Origin of the sequence: Rathayibacter sp. VKM Ac-2760, assembly GCF_009834185.1 — a bacterium.
GTDB lineage: Bacteria > Actinomycetota > Actinomycetes > Actinomycetales > Microbacteriaceae > Rathayibacter.
Window position 1 is genome coordinate 1,110,220 of the sequence record NZ_CP047173.1, and the last position, 22,013, is coordinate 1,132,232.

Below are 22,013 nucleotides of genomic sequence, written 5' to 3' on the forward strand. Positions count from 1 at the left end.
CGGACGGGACCCCGCGAGGGGATCCCGTCCGTCCGAGGGCGTCCCGCGGGCAGCCGCGGGATCAGCCCGGGTGGGTCAGCCGCGCGCGCCGAGCAGGTGCTCGGTGGCGAGCTGCTGCAGGCGGACGAAGCCGAAGCCCTTGCCGCCGAGGTACGCGTCGGTGTCGAACGACTCGTAGGACGCGGTGTCCGCGAGGAGGTCGTCGTACGACTCGCCCTCGTTCAGCGTCGGAGTCGACAGCTCGCCGACCTTCGACGCCGCGAGCGCCTCCTGGACCTCGGGGTCGGCGCGGAAGGCCGCGGCGCGCTCCTTGAGCAGCAGGTAGGTGCGCATGTTGGCCGCGGCCGAGTCCCAGACTCCGGTCTCGTCCTCGGTGCGCGAGGGCTTGTAGTCGAAGTGGCGCGGGCCGTCGTAGGCGGGGACGCCGCCGGGGCCGCCGTTCTCGAGCAGGTCGACCAGCGAGAACGCGTTGTGCAGGTCGCCGTGACCGAAGACGAGGTCCTGGTCGTACTTGATGCCGCGCTGGCCGTTGAGGTCGATGTGGAAGAGCTTGCCGTGGTACAGCGCCTGGGCGATGCCGGCCGTGAAGTTCAGGCCCGCCATCTGCTCGTGGCCGACCTCGGGGTTCACGCCGACCAGCTCGGGGCGCTCGAGCGAGTCGATGAAGGCGATCGCGTGGCCGAGGGTCGGCAGCAGGATGTCGCCGCGGGGCTCGTTGGGCTTGGGCTCGATCGCGAAGCGGATGTCGTAGCCCTTGTCGGTGACGTAGTCGCCGAGCAGGTTGACGGCCTCGCGGTAGCGCTCGAGTGCCGCGCGGATGTCCTTGGCGGAGTCGTACTCGGCGCCCTCGCGGCCGCCCCACATCACGAAGGTCTGCGCGCCGAGCTCGGCGGCGAGGTCGATGTTGCGGAGGACCTTGCGCAGCGCGAAGCGGCGCACGTCGCGGTCGTTCGAGGTGAAGCCGCCGTCCTTGAAGACCGGGGCGCTGAAGAGGTTGGTGGTCACCATCGGGACGATCAGGCCGGTGGACTCGAGCGCGCCCTTGAGGCGGTCGATCTCGGTCTGGCGCTCGGCGTCGGTCGAGCCGAACGCGAAGAGGTCGTCGTCGTGGAAGGTGAGGCCGTAGGCGCCGAGCTCGCTCAGCTTCTCGACCGCGTGCACGGTGTCGAGGGGCTTCCGGGTCGGGCCGCCGAACGGGTCCGTCCCGTTGTAGCCGATGGTCCAGAGGCCGAACGAGAACTTGTCGGCGCGGGTGGGGGTCAGGGACATGATCCGAATCCTTTCCGGCGACGTCGCCGAATTGTTGTTGCGCCCAACATATCGATCCGAGCGCCGCGGCGCAACGCACGACGCGACGTCTCGCGTCACTGTGCTCATCGATCGACGGGACGTCTCGCGTCACTGTGTTCATCGGTCGACGCGACGTCTCGCGTCGATTTGTCGCGCCGCCCGACGAATTCCTTGCGGAAGCGTTTCGACTGTGCGTACAGTGCTCAGCAGCAACCTGGTCGAAGCGTTTCGAAGCACTCTTCGAGACGCGACCGGGCACCGACGACGAGGTCCGGCAGGAGGAACGATGGCGAGCATCCACGACGTCGCCCGCGCTGCCGGGGTCTCGATCAGCACGGTCTCCTACGCCCTCTCCGGCAAGCGCTCCATCGCCGCCTCCACCCGCCAGCGGGTCGATGAGGCCGTCCAGCAGCTCGGCTACCGCCCGCACGCCGGGGCGCGGATGCTCGCCGGCGCACGGACCCACATCCTCGCCCTCTCCGCCCCGATGCGCGGCGAGCTGCACCTGCCCACCCACATGCGCTTCGTCACCGAGGTGCTCGAGCGGGCCCGCGAGTCCGACTACGACGTCCTCCTGCTCGTCACGGACGAGGCGTCGAGCGGCATCGCCCGCGTCTCCTCCTCCTCGCTCGTCGACGGCGTCGTCCTGATGGGCGTCGACGACGAGGACGACCGCGCCGCCCTGATCCGCGCGGCCGGCGTGCCCGCCACCTTCATCGGCGTCCCGGCCGACGCGCACGAGCTCGCCTGCGTCGACCTCGACTTCGCGGAAGCGGCGCGCCGCAGCGTGCGCCTGCTCGCCGAGCAGGGCCACCGCTCGGTCGGCCTGATCGAGCACCCGCAGTCGTACACCGACCGCAACGCCGGCTTCGTCCGCCGCTTCGACGACGCGTTCGAGGCGGAGTGCGCGGCGCTCGGCCTCGCCCTGAGCGTCGAGCGGCCGCACATCGGCCGCGCGAGCGCGTCGGCGGCGGTCGACACGCTGCTCACCGCCGACGTCTCCGCCCTCGTGCTGCACTGCAACGAGCCGGTGGCGGAGGCGGCGATCGAGAGCCTCGTCGAGCGCGGCCTCTCGATCCCCGGTGACCTCTCGGTCCTCGCGGCCTGCGCCAGCTACGACGGCGCCGCGCTGCCGGTGCCGGTCAGCAGCATCCCCCTCCCGTTCGACGCGATGTGCCGCGCGGCCGTCGCCCGGACCCTCCAGCAGATCGACTCCGGCCGCTCCAGCGGCGTCGACCTCCTCCCGCCCCACTACGTCGACCGCGGCTCCGTCGCGCTCGCCCCGACCGGCGCTCCGGCGCCGGCCGGCCCCTGAACCCTCTCCGATCCTCGTCCTCCCTCCGCTCCCGCCGCGGGCATCGTCGAAACGCTTCGACGGCTATTCGCGGCTGAGAGAGCGCTCTTCGACTCGCACGACCGACCACTCACAGCCCCTCGTCCACAGCCCCGCGGCACCGTTTGAAGGAGAACTCCCGCTATGTCGCTTCGTCCCCGCACCGCCTTCCACCGCCCCTCCGCCGCCACCGTCGGCTCCCTGAGCCGCCGCGGCCTGATCGCCGGCGGTGTCGGCATCGGCGCGATGTTCGCGCTCGCCGCCTGCTCCGGAGGCGGCTCCGACGCCGGCTCCGACGCCCTCGCCACCGATGTCGACGGTGCCGGCCGCACCCTCACCATGTGGGACTTCGAGACCCCCGACAGCGACCGCGGCATCGCCTGGCTCGCCGCCCGCGACACCTTCACCAAGGAGACCGGCGCCGAGATCGCCTACGAGTTCAAGGCCTTCGAGCAGCTGCGCACCGGTGCCAGCCAGATCTTCAACTCCAATTCGGCCCCCGACGTCGTCGAGTACAACAAGGGCAACGCGACCAGCGGACTGCTCTCCAGCCAGGGCCTGCTCACCAATCTCGACGAGGCCGTCGAGTTCTACGGCTGGGACAAGCTCATCCCGGGCGCCCTGCAGACCACGGCCAAGTACGACGACAAGGGCATCATGGGCTCCGGCTCCTGGTACGGCATCCCCAACTACGGCGAGTTCACCTTCGTCTACTACAACAAGGACGTCTTCGCGGCGAACGGCATCGAGGTGCCGACGACCTACGACGAGTTCACCGCCGTGCTCGACGCCTTCGTCGCCAAGGGGATCACCCCGCTCGCCGAGGCCGGCGCGGAGTACCCGCTGCAGCAGCTCTTCTACCAGCTCGCGCTGCTGAAGGCCGACCGCCAGTGGATCACCGACTACCAGACCTACACCGGCGAGGTCGACTTCGAGGACGCGGCCTGGAGCTATGCGGCCGACCAGCTGAAGACCTACGTCGACAAGGGCTACTTCTCGGCCGACGCCTCCGGGCTCAAGGCCGAGGACGCGGGCACCGCCTTCATCTCCGGCGAGTACCCGATCTTCTTCTCGGGCTCGTGGTGGTTCGGCCGCTTCAAGACCGAGATCACCGGCTTCGAGTGGGACACCTTCCTCTTCCCCGGCGCGGAGTTCACGATGGGCTCCGCCGGCAACCACTGGGTCATCCCGGAGACGGCGAAGAACAAGGACCTCGCCTACAAGTGGATCGACATCACGATGCGCCCCGAGATCCAGAACCTGATCGGCAACAACGGCGGCATCCCGCTGGTCGTCGACGAGACCGCGATCACGGACGAGAAGAGCAAGGCGCTGCTGTCGCAGTGGAAGACGGTCGTCGACCAGGACCAGCTCTCCTTCTACCCCGACTGGCCCACCGCCACCTTCTACGACGACCTCGTCGCCGCCTCGCAGGAGCTCATCAACGGCTCGACGGACCCCAGCGGAATGCTCACCGAGCTGCAGGGCAAGTACGACGACGGAGTCGACGACATCAAGTAACTACAAGGTCGCCCCTTCCGCGAGATGCCACTTGTGCACGCGACACGCCGTGAAAGCCGTGCACAAGTGGCATCTCGCGGCCACCCCCAGGCTCCGCCGCCCCACACGACAGCACACGTTCAAGGAGTACCCATGACGACGACCGTTCCGCGTCGCGCGGAGAGCGCTGCGCCGCCTCCCACGGCGGAGAAGCCGCCCCGCGAGAAGCGCTCCGGCGGCTACTGGCTCTACCTGATCCCGGGCTTCGTGCTCTTCGTGTTCATCGTGCTGATCCCGCTGATCTGGAACGTCTACATCAGCTTCACGTCCTGGCGCGGCATCAAGCCGCCGATCTTCATCGGCCTCGACAACTGGATCGAGCTGATGGGCGACGACCAGTTCTGGACGTCGTTCCTCAACTCCGTCTACATGATCATCGCGATGGTGATCGTCCCGACGATCCTCGGCCTCCTCCTCGCCGCGATCCTCTTCGATCTGGTCGGCAAGAAGTTCGGCGGCCGGATCGCCTCCTTCCTCCGCGCGACCTACTACCTCCCGCAGATCCTGCCGACCGTCATCGCCGCGATCGTGATCGGCTGGATCCTCCGCCCGGACAACGGCGCTCTCAATTCGATCCTCGAGGCGGTCGGCCTCGGCTCGCTCGCGCACGACTGGCTCGGCAAGCCCGACACCGCGATGCTCTCGATCATGGTCGTGATGATCTGGGTGCAGCTCGGCTACCCGGTCGTCATCTTCATGGCCGCGCTGCAGCGCGTCGATCCCGAGCTCTACGAGGCCGCCGAGCTCGACGGTGCGAACTGGTTCCAGCGCTTCCGCTGGATCACCATCTCGATCATCCGCCCCGAGGTCTTCGTCGTCACCCTCACCTGCACCATCGCCGCGCTCAAGGTCTTCGGGCCGATCTACGCGCTGACCCGCGGCGGCCCGGGCGACTCCACGATCGTGCCGAGCTACTACTCCTACACCGAGTTCTTCCAGAAGCAGCAGGTGGGCTACGGCGCCACCATCGCGACCGCGCTGACCATCGTCATCGTGATCCTGGCCGTCCTCTTCATCCGCGCCCAGGAGCGCGTCGAGCGCAGCGAAGGAGCCCGCTGATGTCGGCCATCGAAGCCCTGCCGTTCACCCAGGCCGGCACGGACGACACCGATCTGACCACGCCGAAGAAGGCGCCCAAGGCCTCGAAGGGCGCGACCAAGCGCACTCTCGGCGACTGGGCGATCCTGATCGTGGCCGTCGTGATCGGTCTCGTCATCATCAGCCCGGTGCTGCTGATCCTGCTCAACTCGTTCAAGACCCCCGCCGAGTACTCGGTGGGCGGTCCGCTGGCCTTCCCGACCGGCCTCTCCTTCGACGGCCTCTCGACCTTCTGGGAGCGGGTGAACTTCCCGGAGAAGCTCGGCAACTCGATCCTGATCTCGGGCTCGGTCGCGATTCTCGCGGTCGCCCTCTCGGTGCTCAACGCCTACGCCATCGGTATCGGCCGGGTGAAGGGCCGCAGCTGGATCATCATCCTGTTCCTGCTGGCGAACATGCTGCCGCAGGAGGCCCTGCTCTACCCGCTCTACTACATGTTCAAGGCGGTCGGGATCTACGACAGCCAGCTCTCGGTGATCATCATCTTCACCGTGATCCAGTCGGCGTTCGGCACCTATCTGCTCTCCAGCGTCTACGGCACCTTCCCGAAGGAGATCCTCGAGGCCGCGGCGCTCGACGGCGCCTCGAAGTGGCAGGTGCTCACCCGGGTGATCGTGCCGATCTCGCGACCGACCCTCTCGGTGCTGATGATCTTCTTCTTCATCTGGACCTGGAACGAGTTCCTCATCCCGCTGGTCTTCCTGGTGAGCGACGCGACGCAGACCGTCCCGATCGCGATCTCCAGCCTCCAGGGCGACAAGATCATGGACGTCACGACGACCAGTGCGAGCGCCCTGCTGGGCCTGCTGCCGACGCTGATCTTCTTCCTGATCTTCCAGCGCACGCTCACCCGCGGCATCACCGCCGGCGCGGTCAAGTAACCGCCGCCCCTTCCGCATCAGAAAGGCACCACCGCATGAAGTTCACCGACGGGTTCTGGCAGACGAGGGCCGGATTCACCGCCCTCTTCGCGCAGGAGGCCTACGACATCCGCTCGCACGGCTCCTCGCTCGAGGTCATCGCCCCGACCAAGGTCATCGAGGGTCGCGGCGACGTGCTGAACCGGCCGACACTGACCGTCACCGTGTCCTCGCCGGCCGAGGGCGTCGCGAAGGTCCGGATCGAGCACTGGCGCGGCACCGCCACCCGCGGCGGCTTCGACCTGGTCGACGGCGCGGTCGGCGAGGCGAGCGTCACGGAGGCGGGCGGCGTCCTGCGCACCGGCGACCTCGAGGTCCGCGTCGCACAGGGCGCGCCCTGGTCGCTCGAGTTCTGGGACACCGCGACGAGCACCCGCCTCACCGGCTCCGGGCACAAGGCCGAGGGCTACCTCACCGGACCCGACGGCGCCGCCTACCTGCACGAGCAGCTCGACCTCGGCGTCGGCGAGCTCGTCTACGGCCTGGGCGAGCGCTTCGGCCCGTTCGTCAAGAACGGCCAGACGGTCGACGTCTGGAACGCCGACGGCGGCACCTCCTCCGAGCAGGCCTACAAGAACGTCCCCTTCTACCTCTCCAGCCGCGGCTACGGCGTGCTCGTCAACGACCCGGGACTGGTCTCGTTCGAGATCGGCTCCGAGTCGGTCGAGCGCGTGCAGTTCTCCGTCGGCGGCGAGGCGCTGGAGTACCTGGTGATCCAGGGCCCCACCAAGAAGGACGTGCTCCGCCGCTACACCGGCCTGGCCGGCCGCCCCGCGATCGTCCCCGCCTGGAGCTACGGCCTCTGGCTGACCACCAGCTTCACCACCAGCTACGACGAGGAGACGGTCAACTCCTTCATCGACGGCTTCGCCGAGCGTGAGCTGCCGCTGTCGGCCTTCCACTTCGACTGCTTCTGGATGCGCGAGTTCCAGTGGACCGACCTGGAGTGGGACCCGCGCACCTTCCCGGACCCGGAGGGCATCCTCGCCCGCCTGCACGAGCGCGGCCTGCGCACCTGCGTCTGGATCAACCCCTACATCGGCCAGGCCTCCGCGCTGTTCGAGGAGGGCCGGGAGAAGGGCTACCTGCTGCGCACGACCGCGGGCGACGTCTGGCAGTGGGACCTCTGGGTGGCCGGCATGGCGCTGATCGACTTCACGAACCCGGAGGCGACCCGCTGGTTCCAGGACAAGCTGCGCGTCCTGGTCCGCCAGGGCGTCGACTCGTTCAAGACCGACTTCGGCGAGCGCATCCCGTCGGAGGGCGTGGCCTGGTTCGACGGCTCCGACCCCGAGGGCATGCACAACTGGTACACCCAGCTCTACAACCGCGCGGTGTTCGACGTGCTGGAGGAGGAGCTCGGCGAGGGACGCGCGGCGCTCTTCGCCCGCAGCGCCACGGTCGGCGGGCAGGCGCTGCCGGTGCACTGGGGCGGCGACAACACCTCCTCCTACGTCTCGATGGCGGAGACCCTGCGCGGCGGGCTCTCGCTCGCGCTCGGCGGGTTCGCCTTCTGGGCGCACGACATCGGGGGCTTCGAGGGCACGCCCGACCCGGGGGTCTTCAAGCGCTGGCTCGCCTTCGGCCTGCTCTCCTCGCACTCGCGGCTGCACGGCTCGTCGTCGGTCCGCGTGCCGTGGGCGTTCGACGAGGAGGCCGTCGACGTCACGCGCCTCTTCACCCGGCTGAAGCTCTCGCTGATGCCCTACCTCACCGCGGCGGGGGCGGAGGCGGCGCGCACCGGCACACCGGTCATGCGGCCGATGACGCTCGAGTTCGAGGACGACCGCAACGCGGCGCACCTCGACACGCAGTACATGCTCGGGCACGACCTGCTGGTGGCGCCGGTCTTCACTCCGGACGGCTCGGTCGAGTTCTACCTGCCTCGCGGGCGCTGGACGAGCTGGTGGACCGGCGAGACGATCGACTCGACGGGGGAGTGGCGCCGGGAGGTGCACGGCTTCGACTCGCTGCCGCTCTACGTCCGCGAGGGCGCGGTGATCCCGGTCGGCGCGCGCAGCGACGTCGCCGAGTACGACTACGTCGACGGGCTCGAGCTCCGCGTGTTCCCGGGCGCGGACGGCGAGACGGTCGTCCGGGTGCCGGCGCACGACTCCGGCGCGGAGACGGTGTTCACGGTGACCCGTTCAGGTGACGACGTGAGTGTCGACGCGCCCGCCGGCGGCACCTGGACCTGGACCCGGGCGGGGGCCTGACCGACGAGGACCGCGCACAACGTCAGCGGTGAGAGGGGTCCCTCCCCTGTGGAGCGAGGGACCCCCTTCTCAGCTGACGTTGTGCGCCGAGCACGGACCGCACCCGCGGATAGGCTGGCGCCGGTGAGCAGAGGAGACCGCGGAATGGCCGAGATCGCGACGCGCGGCAACAACCTCGACCGGGTCCGCCGGCACAACCTCTCCGCGCTCCTGCGCCTCGTGCACCGCGGCGGCCCGCGCTCCCGTTCGCAGCTGACCCGCCTCACCGGGCTCAACCGCTCCACCATCGCCGCCCTCGTCGGCGAGCTGGTCGAGCTGGGCGTCGTGCGCGAGCTGCAGCCCGAGACCGTCAATCAGGTCGGCCGGCCGAGCCCGATCGTCCTCGCCGATCCGCGGGTCGTCGCGATCGCGGTGAACCCGGAGATCGACGCCGTGACGGTCGCCGTCGTCGGCCTCGACGCGGAGGTGCGCCGCCGCATCCGCCGCACCGCCGCCGTGCCGAGCGCCGAGGCCGCGGCCCGGCTCGCGGCCGGTGCGATCGCCGAGCTCGTCGCCGAGCTGCCGGCCGACGCCCGCACCGTCGGCATCGGAGTCGCGGTGCCGGGGCTCGTCCGCGACGCCGACGGTCTGGTCCGGGTCGGGCCGCACCTCGGCTGGACCGACGAGCCGTTCTCGCGCATGCTCGCCGAGGCGACCGGGCTGCCCGTGCTGTCCGCGAACGACGCGAACCTCGGCGCGCTCGCCGAGAGCGTGCTCGGCGCCGGCCGCGAGGTCTCGCACCTCGTCTACCTCAACGGCGGCGCGAGCGGCGTCGGCGCCGGCGTCATCGTGGGCGGCGCTCCGCTGCACGGGATCGACGGCTACGCCGGCGAGATCGGCCACACCCTCGTCAACAGCGCGGGCGTCGACTGCCACTGCGGGGCCGTCGGCTGCCTCGAGACCGAGGTCGGCCGCGCAGAGCTGCTGCGGGTGCTCGGGCTCGACGAGAGCGAGCGGCTCGAGGAGGCGCTCGCCGCCTCCGGCGACCCCGCGGTCCGCGCGGAGGTGGAGCGGCAGCTGGGGCACCTCGCCGTCGCGCTGCGCAACGTCGTCAACATCTTCAATCCGCAGCTGGTGGTGCTGGGCGGGTTCCTCGGCGCGCTCGTCGGCGTCGCACCCGGCTTCCTCGAGGGGCGCCTGGCACGGGGCGGGCCGTTCCGGGTGGCGCTCGACTCGGTGCGCATCGCCCGCACCGAGCTCGGCGGCGACCTGCTGATGCTCGGCGCGGCCGAGCTCGCCTTCGAAGGGCTGCTCGCCGATCCGCTCGCCGCCGCGCTGCACCCGGCCGGCGGGGCGCAGCCCGCGGCCTGAGCGGGAGCCGGAGCATCTGCGCCTCATCGAGCGGGGGCCCTTGCGCGACACCGATCGAATTGATTCGATAGTCGAGGAATGAATCCGCCCGCCCGCCGCTTGGCGGTAGGGGCGATGCTCGTCCGCCGCTCCCTCCCCTCCTCCGCTCTGCGCTCCGCAGGAAGGCTCCGTGACCTCTCTCGCCTCCACCCCCACCGGCTCGACCCCCGTGCACCGGCACGCGGGCGACGCCCTGACCAAACGGCAGCGCCTCGTCTACGTGATCGTGCTCGGGGCGCTCACCGCGCTCGGCCCGTTCACGATCGACCTCTACCTCCCCGCCTTCCCCGCGCTGCAGAGCGAGCTGAGCGTGTCGGAGGCGGCGGTCCAGCTGACGCTCACCGGCACCACCCTCGGCTTCGCCCTCGGGCAGCTGGTCGTCGGCCCGTGGAGCGACGTGGTCGGCCGGCGCCTGCCGATCCTGCTGGCGACCTCGCTGCACGTGCTGGCCTGCATCGGCGCCGCTTTCGCGCCCGAGATCGTCTCGCTCGGCGTCTTCCGCTTCCTGATGGGCGCCGGAGCCGCGGCGGGCGGCGTCGTCGCGATGGCGATGGTCCGCGACCTCTTCGGCGGCCGGCCGCTGGTGAAGATGCTGTCGCGCCTCGCCCTGGTCTCCGGCCTGGCGCCGGTGCTCGCCCCGGTCATCGGCTCGCAGCTGCTGCTGGTGATGGACTGGCGCGGCATCTTCGTCTTCCTCGCCGCCTACGGGCTGATCGTCATGGTCGCCGTCGCGGTGCTGATCGTCGAGACGCGGCCGCGGATCGCGCGCGCCGACCGCGACTCGCGCTCCCTCGTGCAGCGCTACCGGGCCGTGCTCAGCGACCGGGTCTTCGTCGGCGTCGCGGTGATCGGCGGCATGACCTTCGGCGGGCTGTTCACCTACCTCTCCAGCTCGTCCTTCCTCTTCCAGGGGCTCTACGGACTGGACGCGCAGCAGTACGGGCTGCTCTTCGCGGTCAACTCGCTCGGTGTCGTCGCGGGCGTCCAGGCGTCGTCCTTCCTCAGCCGCCGGGGCGTCGGACCGCAGTGGATCCTCGCGATCACCACGGTCACGCTGCTCGTCACGGCCGGGCTGATCGCGCTGTTCGACGTGCTCGGCTTCGGCATCTGGGGCACCCTCGTGCCGCTCTGGTTCTTCATCGCCTCCTGCGGCTTCAGCTTCCCGTGCGTGCAGGTGCTCGGCCTGGTCAACCACGGCCGCGAGGCGGGCACCGCGGCGTCGCTGCTCGGCGCGGTCAACTTCGGCACCGCCGGCATCCTGTCGCCGCTGTCCGGTCTGTTCGGCGTCGAGTCGGCCGTGCCGATGGCCCTCGTGATGATGGGCACCGCCGCCGTGTCGATCGTCGCGCTCTGGCTGATCGTCCGCCCGCGCACGGTGCCGGCCCTGCAGGACTGAGCCCGCCCGCCCGCCCGCCCGTCCGTCCGTCCGCCCGTCCGTCGGCCCGCCCGCCCGTCCGCCCGACCTCCGGCTCGCAGAACCGGCCTCGGCTCGCGGAATCGGTCGGATTCGACGAGCCGGACGTGGTTCCGCGAGCCGGAGGTCCCCGTGGTAGACCTCGGGCTCGCGGAATCGGCTTCGGCTCGCGGAAATGCGCCGCTTCGACGTGCCGGACGTGTTTCTGCGTGCCGGAGGTCCTCGCGGCAGACCTCGGGCTCGCGGAATCGGCTTCGGCTCGCGGAAATGCGCCGCTTCGACGTGCCGGACGTGTTTCTGCGTGCCGGAGGTCCTCGCGGCAGACCTCGGGCTCGTGGAATCGGCTTCGGCTCGCGGAATTGCGCCGATCCGACGTGCCGGACGCGTTTCCGCGTGCCGGAGGTCCCCGCGGCAGACCTCGGGCTCGTAAAACCGGCTCCGGCTCGCGGAAACGCGCCGATTCGACGTGCCGGACGTGTTTCCGCGTGCCGGAGGTGTCCGCGGCAGACCTCGGGCTCGCGGAATCGGCTCCGGCTCGCGGAAACGCGCCGATTCGACGTGCCGGACGTGTTTCCGCGTGCCGGAGGTGTCCGCGGCGGACCTCGGGCTCGTAAATCCACCTTCGGCTCGCACAAACGCGCCGATCCGACGTGCCGGACGCGATTCCGCGAGCCCGACCTCGCCGCCCCGCCCGCAACCCCCAGCGCGTGAACGCCCGGTGACGGCATCATGTCCGGATGGATCCTCGCCACGACCCCCTGAAGACCGAGCCCGGCGTCGCCCAGCCCGACGCCGTGCAGCGCGAGCGCCTCCACCAGCGCGCCCCGTCCGACGACGTCGTCGCGAAGGTCCTCTCCACCGAGGCCGCCCGCCACGTCTCGCGCCGCTGGCCGCTGATCTCCGCCTCGATCGCTCTGATCGTGACGATCGTCCTCGCCGTGATCATCGCCTTCCGCCCCACCAGCGCGTTCTCGTTCGACGTCGAGTGGATGGACGAGATCGTCGAGCACCGCTCGACCGCCTGGGACGTCCCCGCCTTCATCATGAACACCGTCGGCGCCGGCGTCATCGGCACCGCGATCATCCCGGTCGCCATCATCATCGTCCTGCTCGTCTTCCGCCGCCGCTGGGCCGCCCTCTACTACGCGCTCGCCGCCCTCGTCAGCGTCGGCGCCACCCAGCTCGTGAAGGAGCTGGTCGGCCGCGCCCGCCCCGAGGACATGCTGGTCACCAGCGACTACGGCTCCTTCCCCTCCGGCCACACCGCGAACGCCTCGACCACGGCGATGGTGCTCGCCCTGGTCTTCCCGCTGCTCTGGGTCTGGATCGCGGGCTTCCTCTACACCGTGGCGATGATGGCCAGCCGCACCTACCTCGGCGCGCACTGGCTCACCGACACCATCGGCGGCCTCCTGCTCGGGCTGGCCGTCGCCCTGATCGTCTGGGCGCCGCTCGCCGGCCGCCTGCGCACCGAGTCCGAGCTCCCGCACCCGCCGATCTGGGTCCGCACCTCGCGCTGACCCCCTCCTCCGCGAGATGCCACTTATGAGCGCGACACGCCGGGAGAAGCGCTCACAAGTGGCATCTCGCGGCGGGCGTCAGAACGCGCGCAGGCCGTCGAGCTCGTTGAAGGTGTAGACGTGCAGGCCCGCGAGGCGCTCGCCCGCGGCCGCCTCGAGGCGTGCCACGAACGCGGTCGGGTCGAAGCGGCGGCCGCGCAGCAGCCCGCCGGCCACCGACGAGCTGCGCGCGAGGAAGCCGAGCGACGAGCCGACGCCGATCCGCGCGCCGAGCGTCAGCAGCCGCGCCCGCTCCACGGGCCCGGGGACACCGGCCCACAGCTCCGCGCCGATCCCTGACGTCCGGAGTCCGTCGGCGTACCGGACGACAGCGTTCACGTCGAAGCACATCTGCGTGACGATCCCGCGGAGGTACGGCGCCCGCTCACGCAGGTGCTTCGCGATGCTCTCATCGGAGAGGTGCGGGTGCCCCTCCGGATAGCCGGCGACGTCGATCGCCAGCTCGGGCCGCAGCTCGACGGCGTCGCGGATCAGCTCGAGGCTGGTCGAGTAGCTGCCGGCCGCACTCCTCGCGTCGCCCGAGATCACGAACGCCTCGTCGATCCCGGCGTCGCGCATCCGCCCGAGCGCGCGATCGAGGGCGCCGCGCCCGTCGACGTTCCGCGCCGCGAGGTGCGGCACGACGCGGAAGCCGCGGCGCGCGAGGTCGACCGCGGAGTCGACCGTCCGCTCCGTCCCGTGCTTCGGCAGGCTGGTGACGGTGAGCGTCACGGCCGCCGGGTCGGGGAACGCGCGCTCGGCGTCCTCGCCGATGCCGTCCGACGGGATGATCTCGAAGCGCGCCCTGGTCACCGGCCCAGCCTCGCACGCGCCGGTGTCGGAGGGTCGCCCTACCCTGGAGGCGGTCGCCGCCCGGCGGCCGTGGAGGGAGCCGCATGTATCTCGAGGACGACGGCGCCGAGGGCGTCCGCATCGTCACGAGCCCGACCGATCTCTCCTCCTGGTCGGCCTGCGAGTGGGCGGTGCTGCGCAGGCTCGACGCGACGCTCGCCCGCGCCCCCCGCGTCACCGTGGAGGAGGACGCGATGCTGCAGCGCACCGCGCGCCTCGGCGACGCGCACGAGCTCGCCTACCTCGCCGAGCTGAAGCGCACGCACGCCGACGTCGTCGAGTTCGAGCGCCCCGAACGCGCCGACTACGCGAGGGCCGCCGACGCCGCGATCGAGGCGATGCGCGCGGGCGCGGACGTGCTCTACCAGGCCACCTTCTACGACGGCACCTTCATCGGCTTCTCCGACTTCCTCCTCCGAGTCGACGACGGAACCGCCGACGGCGCCTACGAGGTCTACGACACCAAGCTCGCCCGGCACGCCAAGATCCCCGCCCTGCTGCAGCTCGCCGCCTACGCCGAGCAGATGGCGGCCCGCGGCATCCGCGTGGGCGAGAAGGTCCACCTCGTCCTCGGCGACGGGAAGGTGACCAGCCACGACCTCGCCACGATCGCCCCCGTGCAGCGGGTGCAGCGCGCCCGCCTGCGCGCGGTGCTCGAGGAGCGGATCGCCGATCCGACGCCGCTCGCGTGGGGCGATCCCCGCTTCACCGCCTGCGGCCGCTGCGGCCTCTGCGCGCCGGAGGTGCTGGCGCACCGCGACCCGATCCTCGTCGCTGGGATGCGCCTCGACCAGCGCGCGAAGCTCGCCGCCGCCGGCATCACCACCCTCGACGCGCTCGCGGTCAGCGAGGGGCCGGTCCCCGGGATGAGCGCCGGCGCCGCGGAGACGCTGCGCGCCCAGGCCCGCCTGCAGCTCGCCACCGAGGACTCGGCCGACCACGTCCCCGTCGTCGAGGTCGTCGACGCCTCCGTGCTGACCGCCCTGCCCGCCCCCGACCCAGGCGACCTCTTCTTCGACTTCGAGGGCGACCCGCTGCACGCGGAGGACGGCCAGTGGGGCCTCGACTACCTCTTCGGCATGGTCGACCGGGACGAGGCCTTCACCGCGTACTGGGCGCACGACCTCGCCGCCGAGCGCCGCGCCCTCCTCGACTTCCTCGCGCTGCTGCGCGAGCGTCGTGCGCGCTTCCCGCGGATGCACGTCTACCACTACGCCTCCTACGAGCGCAGTCACCTGCTGTCGCTCGCGCAGCGGCACGGCACGGGGGAGGAGGAGGTCGACGCGCTCCTGCGCGACGGCGTCCTCGTCGACCTCTACCCTGTCGTCCGCCGGGCGCTGCGGATCGGCTCGCGCAGCTACTCGATCAAGAAGCTCGAGCCGCTCTACATGGGGGAGGAGGCGCGCGACGCCGAGGGGGTCACGAACGCCGCCGACAGCATCACGCAGTACGTCGAGGCCAGAGACCTTCTCGCGACCGACCCGTCCGCCGCCGACCGCCGCCTCGCCGAGATCGCCGAGTACAACGCCTACGACTGCCGCTCCACACTGCGCCTGCGCGACTGGCTGCTCTCGCTCGCCCCCACCCGCGACGCCGAGCCCCTCCCGCTCGTCGAGGTCGACCTCCCGGTGCCGCGCGAGCCCGACCCGGTCGCGGTCGCCCTCCTCGCCGAGGTGGAGGGCGTCGAGCCGCGCGAGCGCACGCCCGACCAGAGGGCGCTCGCCCTCGCCGGCGCCGCCATCGACTACCACCGCCGCGAGGCGAAGACCTTCTGGCAGGAGCACTTCGACCGGCTGCGCCAGCCGCTCGACGACTGGGCCGACACCCGCGACGTCGTCGTGATCGAGCGGGTCGAGGTCGTCCGCGACTGGTCGACGCCGGCCAAGGCCCGCACGCTCTCCCGCGAGCTGCGCCTCGACGGCCGGCTCGCGCCCGGGAGCCGCCTCGGCGTCGGCGCCAAGCCGTTCCTCGTCTACGACTCCCCGGCGCCGCCCGGCGCGCCCTCGCCCGGCCCCGGTCTGCGCGGCGCCTCCGACCGCGCCGAGATCCTCGCCGCGCACGACGACGGCGAGCGCATCGTCCTGCTGCTCAAGGAGGGCCTGCGCGCGGGGGAGGAGCCGCACGACGACGCGCCGATCGCCCTCGCGCCCTCGCCGCCGCCGCGAGCGGCCCCGCAGCCCGAGGCCATCGCGGAGTGGGGCGCGACGGTCCTCGACGCCCTGCCCGCGATGCTCGCCGACCCCGCGCTCGACGTCCTCCGGCGCGTGCCGCCCGCCGTCGTCGCCCCGGTCCGCGACGACGACGTGATCGGCGCGGTCGTCGAGACCCTGCTCGGCCTCGAGCGTGCGACGCTCGCCGTCCAGGGCCCACCCGGCACCGGCAAGACCTACGTCGGCTCGCACGTCATCGCCCGGCTCGTGACCGAGCACGGCTGGCGGGTCGGCGTCGTCGGGCAGTCGCACTCCGTCGTCGAGAACGTGCTGACCGCCGTCGTCGCGAAGGGCGTCGACCCCGCCCGGGTCGCCAAGGTGCCCAAGAACGGCACCTCCGCGGAGGCGCTCGCCGCCGCCGCCTGGACGCCGGTGAAGAACGGCGCGGCCCTCGCGGCGCTCGCGGAGGGCGGCGGCTGCGTGATCGGCGGCACCGCCTGGACCTTCGCCAACGCCGGCAGCGCGCCGCGCCGCTCCCTCGACCTCCTGGTGATCGACGAGGCCGGCCAGTTCTCCCTCGCCCCCACCATCGCGAGCGCGATCTCGGCGCAGCGCCTGCTGCTCCTCGGCGACCCGCAGCAGCTCCCGCAGGTCAGCCAGGGCTCGCACCCCGAGCCCGTCGACGAGTCGGCGCTCGGCTGGCTCGCCGCCGGTCACGACGTGCTGCCGCCCGCCTACGGCTACTTCCTCGCGCAGACCCACCGGATGCACCCCGCGCTCGCCGCCGCCGTCTCCGAGCTCTCCTACGAGGGCGCCCTCTCGTCCCGGGCTCCGGAGGTGCGCCACCTCGACGGCGTCGCCCCCGGGCTGCACGCGGTCCCGGTCGTGCACGCCGGCGACACCACCTCCTCGCCGGACGAGGCGCGCCGGGTCGTCGAGATCGCCCGGTCCACGGTCGGCCGCACCTGGACCGACGAGCACGGCGAGCGCGCACTCACCGCCGCCGACGTCATCGTCGTCGCGCCCTACAACGCGCAGGGCGCCCTCCTCCGCGAGGCGCTCGACGCGGCCGGGCTCGAGGAGACGCTGGTCGGCACCGTCGACCTCTTCCAGGGCCGCGAGGCGGTCGTCGCGATCGTCTCGCTCGCCGCGTCCTCCGGCGCCGACGTCCCGCGGGGCCTGGAGTTCCTGCTCCTGCCCAACCGGCTGAACGTCGCGATCTCGCGGGCGAAGTGGGCCGCCTACCTCGTGCACTCGCCCGCGCTCGCGGCCTCGCCGCCGACGTCGATGGCGGCGCTGGAGCGGCTCTCGCGGTTCATCCGCCTCCTCGAGATCGCGGAGGAGACGGAGCAGAAGTGACGGATTCCGTCGTCCACACCGCCGCACCCTCGCGATTCCCGCGGTCCAGGCCTTGAACGGCGAGCGATTCCGTCGCTACGGTGGCAGCATGAGAATCCTCCTGGTCGGCGCCGGTGGCGTCGGCGACGCCTTCGCGAAGATCGCCGCCCGCCGCACCTTCTTCGAGCAGATCATCGTCTGCGACTACGAGCTCGACCGGGCGGAGCGCACCGTCGCCTGGATCCTCGAGCGGTACGGCGCCGACGGCGTCGAGAACCGCTTCGTCGCCGCCCGCATCGACGCCTCCGACGCCGAGAACGTCGAGACCGTCGCCCGCGCGCACCGCGCCACGCACGTGATGAACGCGGTCGAGCCCTCCTTCGTGCCGACGATCTTCGCGGGCGCCCTCGCCGCCGGCGCCGACTACCTCGACATGGCGATGAGCCTCTCCCGCCCGCACCCCGAGGAGCCGCACGCCAAGACCGGCTTGAAGCTCGGCGACGAGCAGTTCGCCGCCGCCCCGGAGTGGGAGTCCGCCGGCCGGCTCGCCCTCGTCGGCATGGGCGTCGAGCCGGGCCTCTCCGACGTCTTCGCCCGCTACGCCGCCGACCACCTCTTCGACGAGATCGACGAGCTCGGCGTCCGCGACGGCGCGAACCTCGTCGTGCGCGACGAGAGCGGCGCCGAGATCTTCGCGCCCTCCTTCTCGATCTGGACGACGATCGAGGAGTGCCTGAACCCGCCGGTGATCTTCGAGAAGGACCGCGGCTGGTTCACCACGCCGCCGTTCTCCGAGCCGGAGGTCTTCGAGTTCCCCGAGGGGATCGGCCCCGTCGAGTGCGTCAACGTGGAGCACGAGGAGGTGCTGCTGATGCCGCGCTGGCTCGACGCGAAGCGGGTCACCTTCAAGTACGGCCTCGGCGCCGAGTTCATCGGCGTCCTGCGCACGCTCAACCTGCTCGGGCTCGACCGCACGGAGCCGGTCCGCGTCCGCTCGGCGGGAGGCCCGGTGCTGGTCTCGCCGCGCGACGTGGTCGCGGCCGGCCTGCCCGACCCGGCGAGCATCGGCCCGCGGATGACCGGCAAGACCTGCGCGGGTCTCTGGGTCTCGGGGTCGAAGGACGGCGAGCACCGTGAGGTGTACCTGTACCACGTGAGCGACAACGAGTGGACGATGGCGGAGTACGGCACCCAGTGCGTGGTCTGGCAGACCGCCCTCAACCCGGTGATCGCCCTCGAGCTGCTCGCGACCGGCGCCTGGTCGGGCGCGGGCGTGCTCGGGCCGGAGGCGTTCGACGCCGAGCCGTTCCTGGAGCTGATGGCGCGGCCGCTCGAGGAGGGCGGCTACGGCCAGCCCTGGCACGTCCGCGAGGACTGAGCCCGAGACGCTCGGCGCCGGGCCGACGGGCCGTCCGGCGCGGCGCCGCGAGCCTAGGCTGAGCGCATGAGCAACGACGACGGGCTCGCCTCGGCGAGGGACGACGCACGCGCGGCACTCGAGGCCGCCCGACGCCTGCAGGCCGAGGCAGCGGAGGCGCTCGCCCGCGCCGAGGCGCCGCGGCGGCGCTGGCCGCCGGTCCGGAGGAGGCGGCCGCGGTCGTCGACGACGTGCGGCTCGTCGACGGCGGGCCGGGGAGCGGGCCGCCGCCGCACCTGCCGCGCCCGAGCCGGCTCCGCCCGCCGCCGGCCCTCTCGCCGAGTCCGCCGTCGACGCCGTCCGCGCCGGCTACGCCTTCGCCGGCCCCGCCCTCGAGATCGGCGCCCTCGTCAACGGCGAGGCCCGCGCGGACGTGCCCGTCCGCATCCCGCTCGGGATGCTCAACCGCCACGGCCTCGTCGTCGGCGCGACCGGCACCGGCAAGACCAAGACCCTGCAGGTCCTCGCCGAGCAGCTCTCCGCGAACGGCGTCCCCGTCTTCGCCGCCGACATCAAGGGCGACCTCTCCGGCCTCGCGACCCCCGGCACCCCCGACGAGAAGCTGCTCGCGCGCACCCGCACCATCGGCCAGGACTGGACCCCGGAGGCCGCCCCCGCCGAGTACTTCGCCCTCGGCGGAGTCGGCACAGGCGTCCCCGTCCGCGCCACCGTCACCGGCTTCGGCGCGCTGCTGCTCGCCAAGGTCCTCGGCCTCAACCACACCCAGGAGTCGAGCCTCGGCCTCGTCTTCCACTACGCCGAGAGCGCCGGGCTGCCCCTCGTCGACCTCTCCGACCTCCGCGCCGTGCTCACCTACCTCGTCGGCGACGAGGGCAAGGCCGAGCTGGCCGAGCTCGGCGGTCTCTCCAAGGCGACCGCCGGCGTCATCCTTCGTGAGCTGATCGCCTTCGCCGACCAGGGCGCCGACGTCTTCTTCGGCGAACCCGAGATCGACACCGCCGAGTTCCTCCGCCTCGCCCCCGACGGCCGCGGCGTCGTCAGCCTGCTCGAGGTGCCGGGAGTCGCGGACAAGCCGGCGCTGTTCTCCACGTTTCTGATGTGGCTGCTCGCCGACCTCTTCAACGACCTGCCCGAGGTCGGCGACCTCGACCGGCCGAAGCTCGTCTTCTTCTTCGACGAGGCGCACCTGCTCTTCCGCGATGCCTCCAAGGACTTCCTCGCCGCGATCACGCAGACGGTCCGGCTGATCCGATCCAAGGGCGTCGGCATCGTCTTCGTCACCCAGACGCCGAAGGACGTGCCGAGCGAGGTGCTCGCCCAGCTTGGCTCGCGCATCCAGCACCAGCTGCGCGCGCACACCCCCGACGACGCGAAGGCCTTGCGCGCCACGGTCTCGACCTACCCCGAGAGCGACTACGACCTCGGCGAGGTGCTGCAGGCGCTCCCGATCGGCGAGGCGATCGTCACGGTGATGAACGAGCGCGGCGCCCCGACCCCGGTCGCCTGGACCCGGCTCCGGGCCCCGCGCGGCTCGATGGCGCCGACCCCCGAGGCCGACCGGGAGGCGAGCGTCCAGCGCTCCCCGCTGCTCGCCCGCTACGGCACCCCGCTCGACCGCGACTCGGCCCGCGAGATCCTCACCCGCCGCCTCGACGCGGCGGCCGACGCCGAGGAGGCCCGCGCCGCTGCCGAGCAGCAGGCGGAGGAGGAGTCGCGCCGCGCGAAGGAGCAGGCCGCCGACGCCGCCCGCCGCGCCAAGGAGGACGCCTGCACCGCCGCGCAGCGCGCCAAGGACCGCGCCGCCGCCGAGCGCCGCGCCGACGAGGCCGCCGAGCGCTCCCGCCGCCGCACCGCGCCCACCTCCCGCTCCCGCTCCACCCGCCGCGACAAGACCGTCGTCGAGGAGGTCCTCGGCTCCTCGGTCGGGAAGACCTTGTTGCGCGAAGTCGTCCGAGGCATCTTCGGCACGGCCCGCCGCGGGCGCTGACACCACCGTCTGCGGCGTTGTCGTCAGTCGCGATACCGCCGGTATCGCTCCTTCCTCCGCCTTGCAGCCGGCGGCGTCAGCGCCCGCGGCCCGCGGGTGCTGACGGGGCGATCTGCGGCGTTGTCGTCGGGCGCGATACCGCCGGTATCGCTTCCTCCTCCGCCTTGCAGCTCACCCCGTCAGCGCCCGCGGCGACTGCTCACCCCGGCTGATATCTGCGGCACGTGCCGCCCATGTTGATCGAGTAGCCCGCGCAGCGGGCGTATCGAGATCCACGTCACCAGCACCCCGCGTGCACGGCCGCTAACGCACGCGTGTTAGCGTCGATACCCGTGACCGAGAGCCCGACGACCCGCGACCGCATCCTCTCCGCGACCGCGGCGCTCCTCGCGGAGGGCGGCCGCGACGCCGTCTCGACCCGCGCGATCAGCTCGGCCGCCGGCGTCCAGGCGCCCACCATCTACCGCACCTTCGGCGACCTCCGCGGCCTGCTCGACTCCGTTGCCGCCGCCGGATTCACCTCCGCCCAGGCCGAGTTCGACTCCGTCGACGCACCCGCCGACCCGGTCGACGCCCTCCGCGCCGCCTGGGACCACCACGTCGCCTTCGGCCTCGCCGAGCCGCACCTCTACGCCCTGATCTTCACCGGGCGCCCGGGGGAGGAGTCCGAGGCCGCCCGCCTCGCCCGCAGCGTCCTCGCCGCCCACGTCCGGGCCGTCGCCGAGGCCGGTCGCCTCACCGTCGAGGTCGACCACGCCGCCCGCCTCCTCCAGTCCGCCGCCCTCGGCTGCACCCTCACCCTCGCCGCCGGCCCCGACGACGAGCTCTCCGCCCGCTCCCGCGAAGCCGTCCTCGCCGCGGTCACCACAGCGGAGGCGGGCCCGACCGACCCTGCGGCCCGCGCCTTCGCCGCCCATGCAGTCGCCCTGCGCACCGCGCTGCCCGGCGTCGACGGCCTGACCGCCGCCGAGAGCGCCCTCCTCGACGAGTGGCTCCTGCGCCTCACCCGCTGACGAGCGCACTGACTCGCCCGAGAAGGCGCGTTCTCCGCACCCTGAACGAGCCTTCTCGGGCGACTCGACGGGGAAGGCGCCACGCGCCGCGAACAGAGAACGGCGCCGCAGCTGGCGAGAGCGTGCGGCGCCGTTCGGCGGAGGATGGGGGATTCGAACCCCCGAGGGCTTGCACCCAACACGCTTTCCAAGCGTGCGCCATAGGCCACTAGGCGAATCCTCCTGGCGCGACCGTGGCCGCGACTCATCGATACTAGCCGGTGCCGGCGCCCTCCGCTGACCACCCGGCGCCACAGCCGTGCTCGCACCGCGCCGGCGTCGGTTAGACTGTCTCCCGGCTCCCCGCGTGGCGCCATCCAGGCCAACTCCCCCAGGGCGGAAACGCAGCAAGGGTAACCGGGCTCTGGCGGGTGCGCGGGGGGTCTTTCCTTTTAACGGGTTGCGCACCCGGCCCACCTCTCCTCCACACCCGGGCGCCCCTGCACGCTCTCCCATCCCGGGCACCCGCCCAGCCTC

At 72.1% G+C, this 22,013-nt stretch carries 14 protein-coding genes, 1 tRNA gene and 1 other RNA gene; 13 read left to right on the top strand and 3 right to left on the bottom strand.

All coding sequences use genetic code 11. The features are described from left to right. Positions 1-75: 75 nt before the first annotated feature. Positions 76-1,269, bottom strand: coding sequence for a xylose isomerase (gene xylA / locus GSU72_RS04985; protein ID WP_123447721.1), 1,194 nt, complete (start codon positions 1,267-1,269; stop codon positions 76-78). A 307-nt stretch (positions 1,270-1,576) separates the two neighbouring features. Between xylA and GSU72_RS04990 the strand changes: the two genes are divergently transcribed. From GSU72_RS04990 to GSU72_RS05025, 8 genes are all read left to right on the top strand, one after another. Further along, the gene (locus GSU72_RS04990; protein WP_159984068.1) at positions 1,577-2,605 is read left to right on the top strand and encodes a LacI family DNA-binding transcriptional regulator; all 1,029 of its coding nucleotides are present in this window, start codon (positions 1,577-1,579) and stop codon (positions 2,603-2,605) included. A gap of 162 nt (positions 2,606-2,767) precedes the next feature. Further along, positions 2,768-4,144, top strand: coding sequence for an extracellular solute-binding protein (locus tag GSU72_RS04995; RefSeq protein WP_244255978.1), 1,377 nt, complete (start codon positions 2,768-2,770; stop codon positions 4,142-4,144). A 132-nt stretch (positions 4,145-4,276) separates the two neighbouring features. Beyond that, positions 4,277-5,242, top strand: a complete 966-nt coding sequence (locus GSU72_RS05000; protein ID WP_159984069.1) for a sugar ABC transporter permease — start codon at positions 4,277-4,279, stop codon at positions 5,240-5,242. Then, positions 5,242-6,162, top strand: coding sequence for a carbohydrate ABC transporter permease (locus tag GSU72_RS05005; protein ID WP_132437651.1), 921 nt, complete (start codon positions 5,242-5,244; stop codon positions 6,160-6,162). Before GSU72_RS05000 ends, GSU72_RS05005 begins: the two co-directional genes overlap by 1 nt. Before the next feature lie 35 nt (positions 6,163-6,197). Next, complete coding sequence (gene yicI / locus GSU72_RS05010) at positions 6,198-8,417, top strand: alpha-xylosidase (RefSeq protein WP_159984070.1); 2,220 nt, start codon at positions 6,198-6,200, stop codon at positions 8,415-8,417. 123 nt (positions 8,418-8,540) lie between these two features. Then, positions 8,541-9,767: an ROK family protein gene (locus GSU72_RS05015; RefSeq protein ID WP_348272815.1), complete on the top strand. Its 1,227-nt coding sequence runs from the start codon at positions 8,541-8,543 to the stop codon at positions 9,765-9,767. 169 nt (positions 9,768-9,936) lie between these two features. Then, complete coding sequence (locus GSU72_RS05020) at positions 9,937-11,202, top strand: multidrug effflux MFS transporter (protein ID WP_244255979.1); 1,266 nt, start codon at positions 9,937-9,939, stop codon at positions 11,200-11,202. Positions 11,203-11,957: 755 nt separating this feature from the next. Then, positions 11,958-12,740, top strand: a complete 783-nt coding sequence (locus tag GSU72_RS05025; RefSeq protein ID WP_159984071.1) for a phosphatase PAP2 family protein — start codon at positions 11,958-11,960, stop codon at positions 12,738-12,740. A gap of 78 nt (positions 12,741-12,818) precedes the next feature. Here the strand turns inward: GSU72_RS05025 and GSU72_RS05030 are convergent, their stop codons facing one another. Next, on the bottom strand, positions 12,819-13,592 hold the full coding sequence (locus GSU72_RS05030) for a methylenetetrahydrofolate reductase (RefSeq protein ID WP_159984072.1): 774 nt from the start codon (positions 13,590-13,592) through the stop codon (positions 12,819-12,821). Positions 13,593-13,675: 83 nt separating this feature from the next. On the opposite strand from GSU72_RS05030, the gene GSU72_RS05035 reads away from it, so the two are divergent. The 4 genes from GSU72_RS05035 to GSU72_RS21805 all read left to right on the top strand — a co-directional run bounded on the left by GSU72_RS05035 (position 13,676) and on the right by GSU72_RS21805 (position 21,497). Then, entirely contained in the window at positions 13,676-17,140 is a 3,465-nt protein-coding gene (locus GSU72_RS05035) for a bifunctional RecB family nuclease/DEAD/DEAH box helicase (protein ID WP_159984073.1), read from the top strand. Between the two features lie 88 nt (positions 17,141-17,228). Further along, the gene (locus tag GSU72_RS05040) at positions 17,229-18,497 is read left to right on the top strand and encodes a saccharopine dehydrogenase C-terminal domain-containing protein (protein WP_159984074.1); all 1,269 of its coding nucleotides are present in this window, start codon (positions 17,229-17,231) and stop codon (positions 18,495-18,497) included. Between the two features lie 412 nt (positions 18,498-18,909). Beyond that, entirely contained in the window at positions 18,910-20,484 is a 1,575-nt protein-coding gene (locus tag GSU72_RS05045; RefSeq protein WP_244255980.1) for a helicase HerA-like domain-containing protein, read from the top strand. Positions 20,485-20,816: 332 nt separating this feature from the next. Beyond that, the gene (locus GSU72_RS21805) at positions 20,817-21,497 is read left to right on the top strand and encodes a TetR/AcrR family transcriptional regulator (protein ID WP_208545152.1); all 681 of its coding nucleotides are present in this window, start codon (positions 20,817-20,819) and stop codon (positions 21,495-21,497) included. Between the two features lie 138 nt (positions 21,498-21,635). On the opposite strand, the gene GSU72_RS05055 is transcribed toward GSU72_RS21805, so the two are convergent. Beyond that, positions 21,636-21,720 (bottom strand) — tRNA-Ser (locus GSU72_RS05055). Between the two features lie 110 nt (positions 21,721-21,830). Here GSU72_RS05055 and ffs point away from each other — a divergent pair. Next, positions 21,831-21,927, top strand: an RNA gene (gene ffs, locus GSU72_RS05060) — signal recognition particle sRNA small type. Positions 21,928-22,013 lie beyond the last annotated feature (86 nt).

What these genes read in the sequence shown, in the direction of transcription:
- GSU72_RS05035 (WP_159984073.1), top strand. Translation starts at nt 13,676, where the DNA reads ATGTATCTCGAGGACGACGGCGCCGAGGGCGTCCGCATCGTCACGAGC.
- GSU72_RS05000 (WP_159984069.1), top strand. Translation starts at nt 4,277, where the DNA reads ATGACGACGACCGTTCCGCGTCGCGCGGAGAGCGCTGCGCCGCCTCCC.
- xylA (WP_123447721.1), bottom strand. Translation starts at nt 1,269, where the DNA reads ATGTCCCTGACCCCCACCCGCGCCGACAAGTTCTCGTTCGGCCTCTGG.
- GSU72_RS05005 (WP_132437651.1), top strand. Translation starts at nt 5,242, where the DNA reads ATGTCGGCCATCGAAGCCCTGCCGTTCACCCAGGCCGGCACGGACGAC.
- GSU72_RS04995 (WP_244255978.1), top strand. Translation starts at nt 2,768, where the DNA reads ATGTCGCTTCGTCCCCGCACCGCCTTCCACCGCCCCTCCGCCGCCACC.
- GSU72_RS05025 (WP_159984071.1), top strand. Translation starts at nt 11,958, where the DNA reads ATGGATCCTCGCCACGACCCCCTGAAGACCGAGCCCGGCGTCGCCCAG.
- GSU72_RS05040 (WP_159984074.1), top strand. Translation starts at nt 17,229, where the DNA reads ATGAGAATCCTCCTGGTCGGCGCCGGTGGCGTCGGCGACGCCTTCGCG.
- yicI (WP_159984070.1), top strand. Translation starts at nt 6,198, where the DNA reads ATGAAGTTCACCGACGGGTTCTGGCAGACGAGGGCCGGATTCACCGCC.
- GSU72_RS04990 (WP_159984068.1), top strand. Translation starts at nt 1,577, where the DNA reads ATGGCGAGCATCCACGACGTCGCCCGCGCTGCCGGGGTCTCGATCAGC.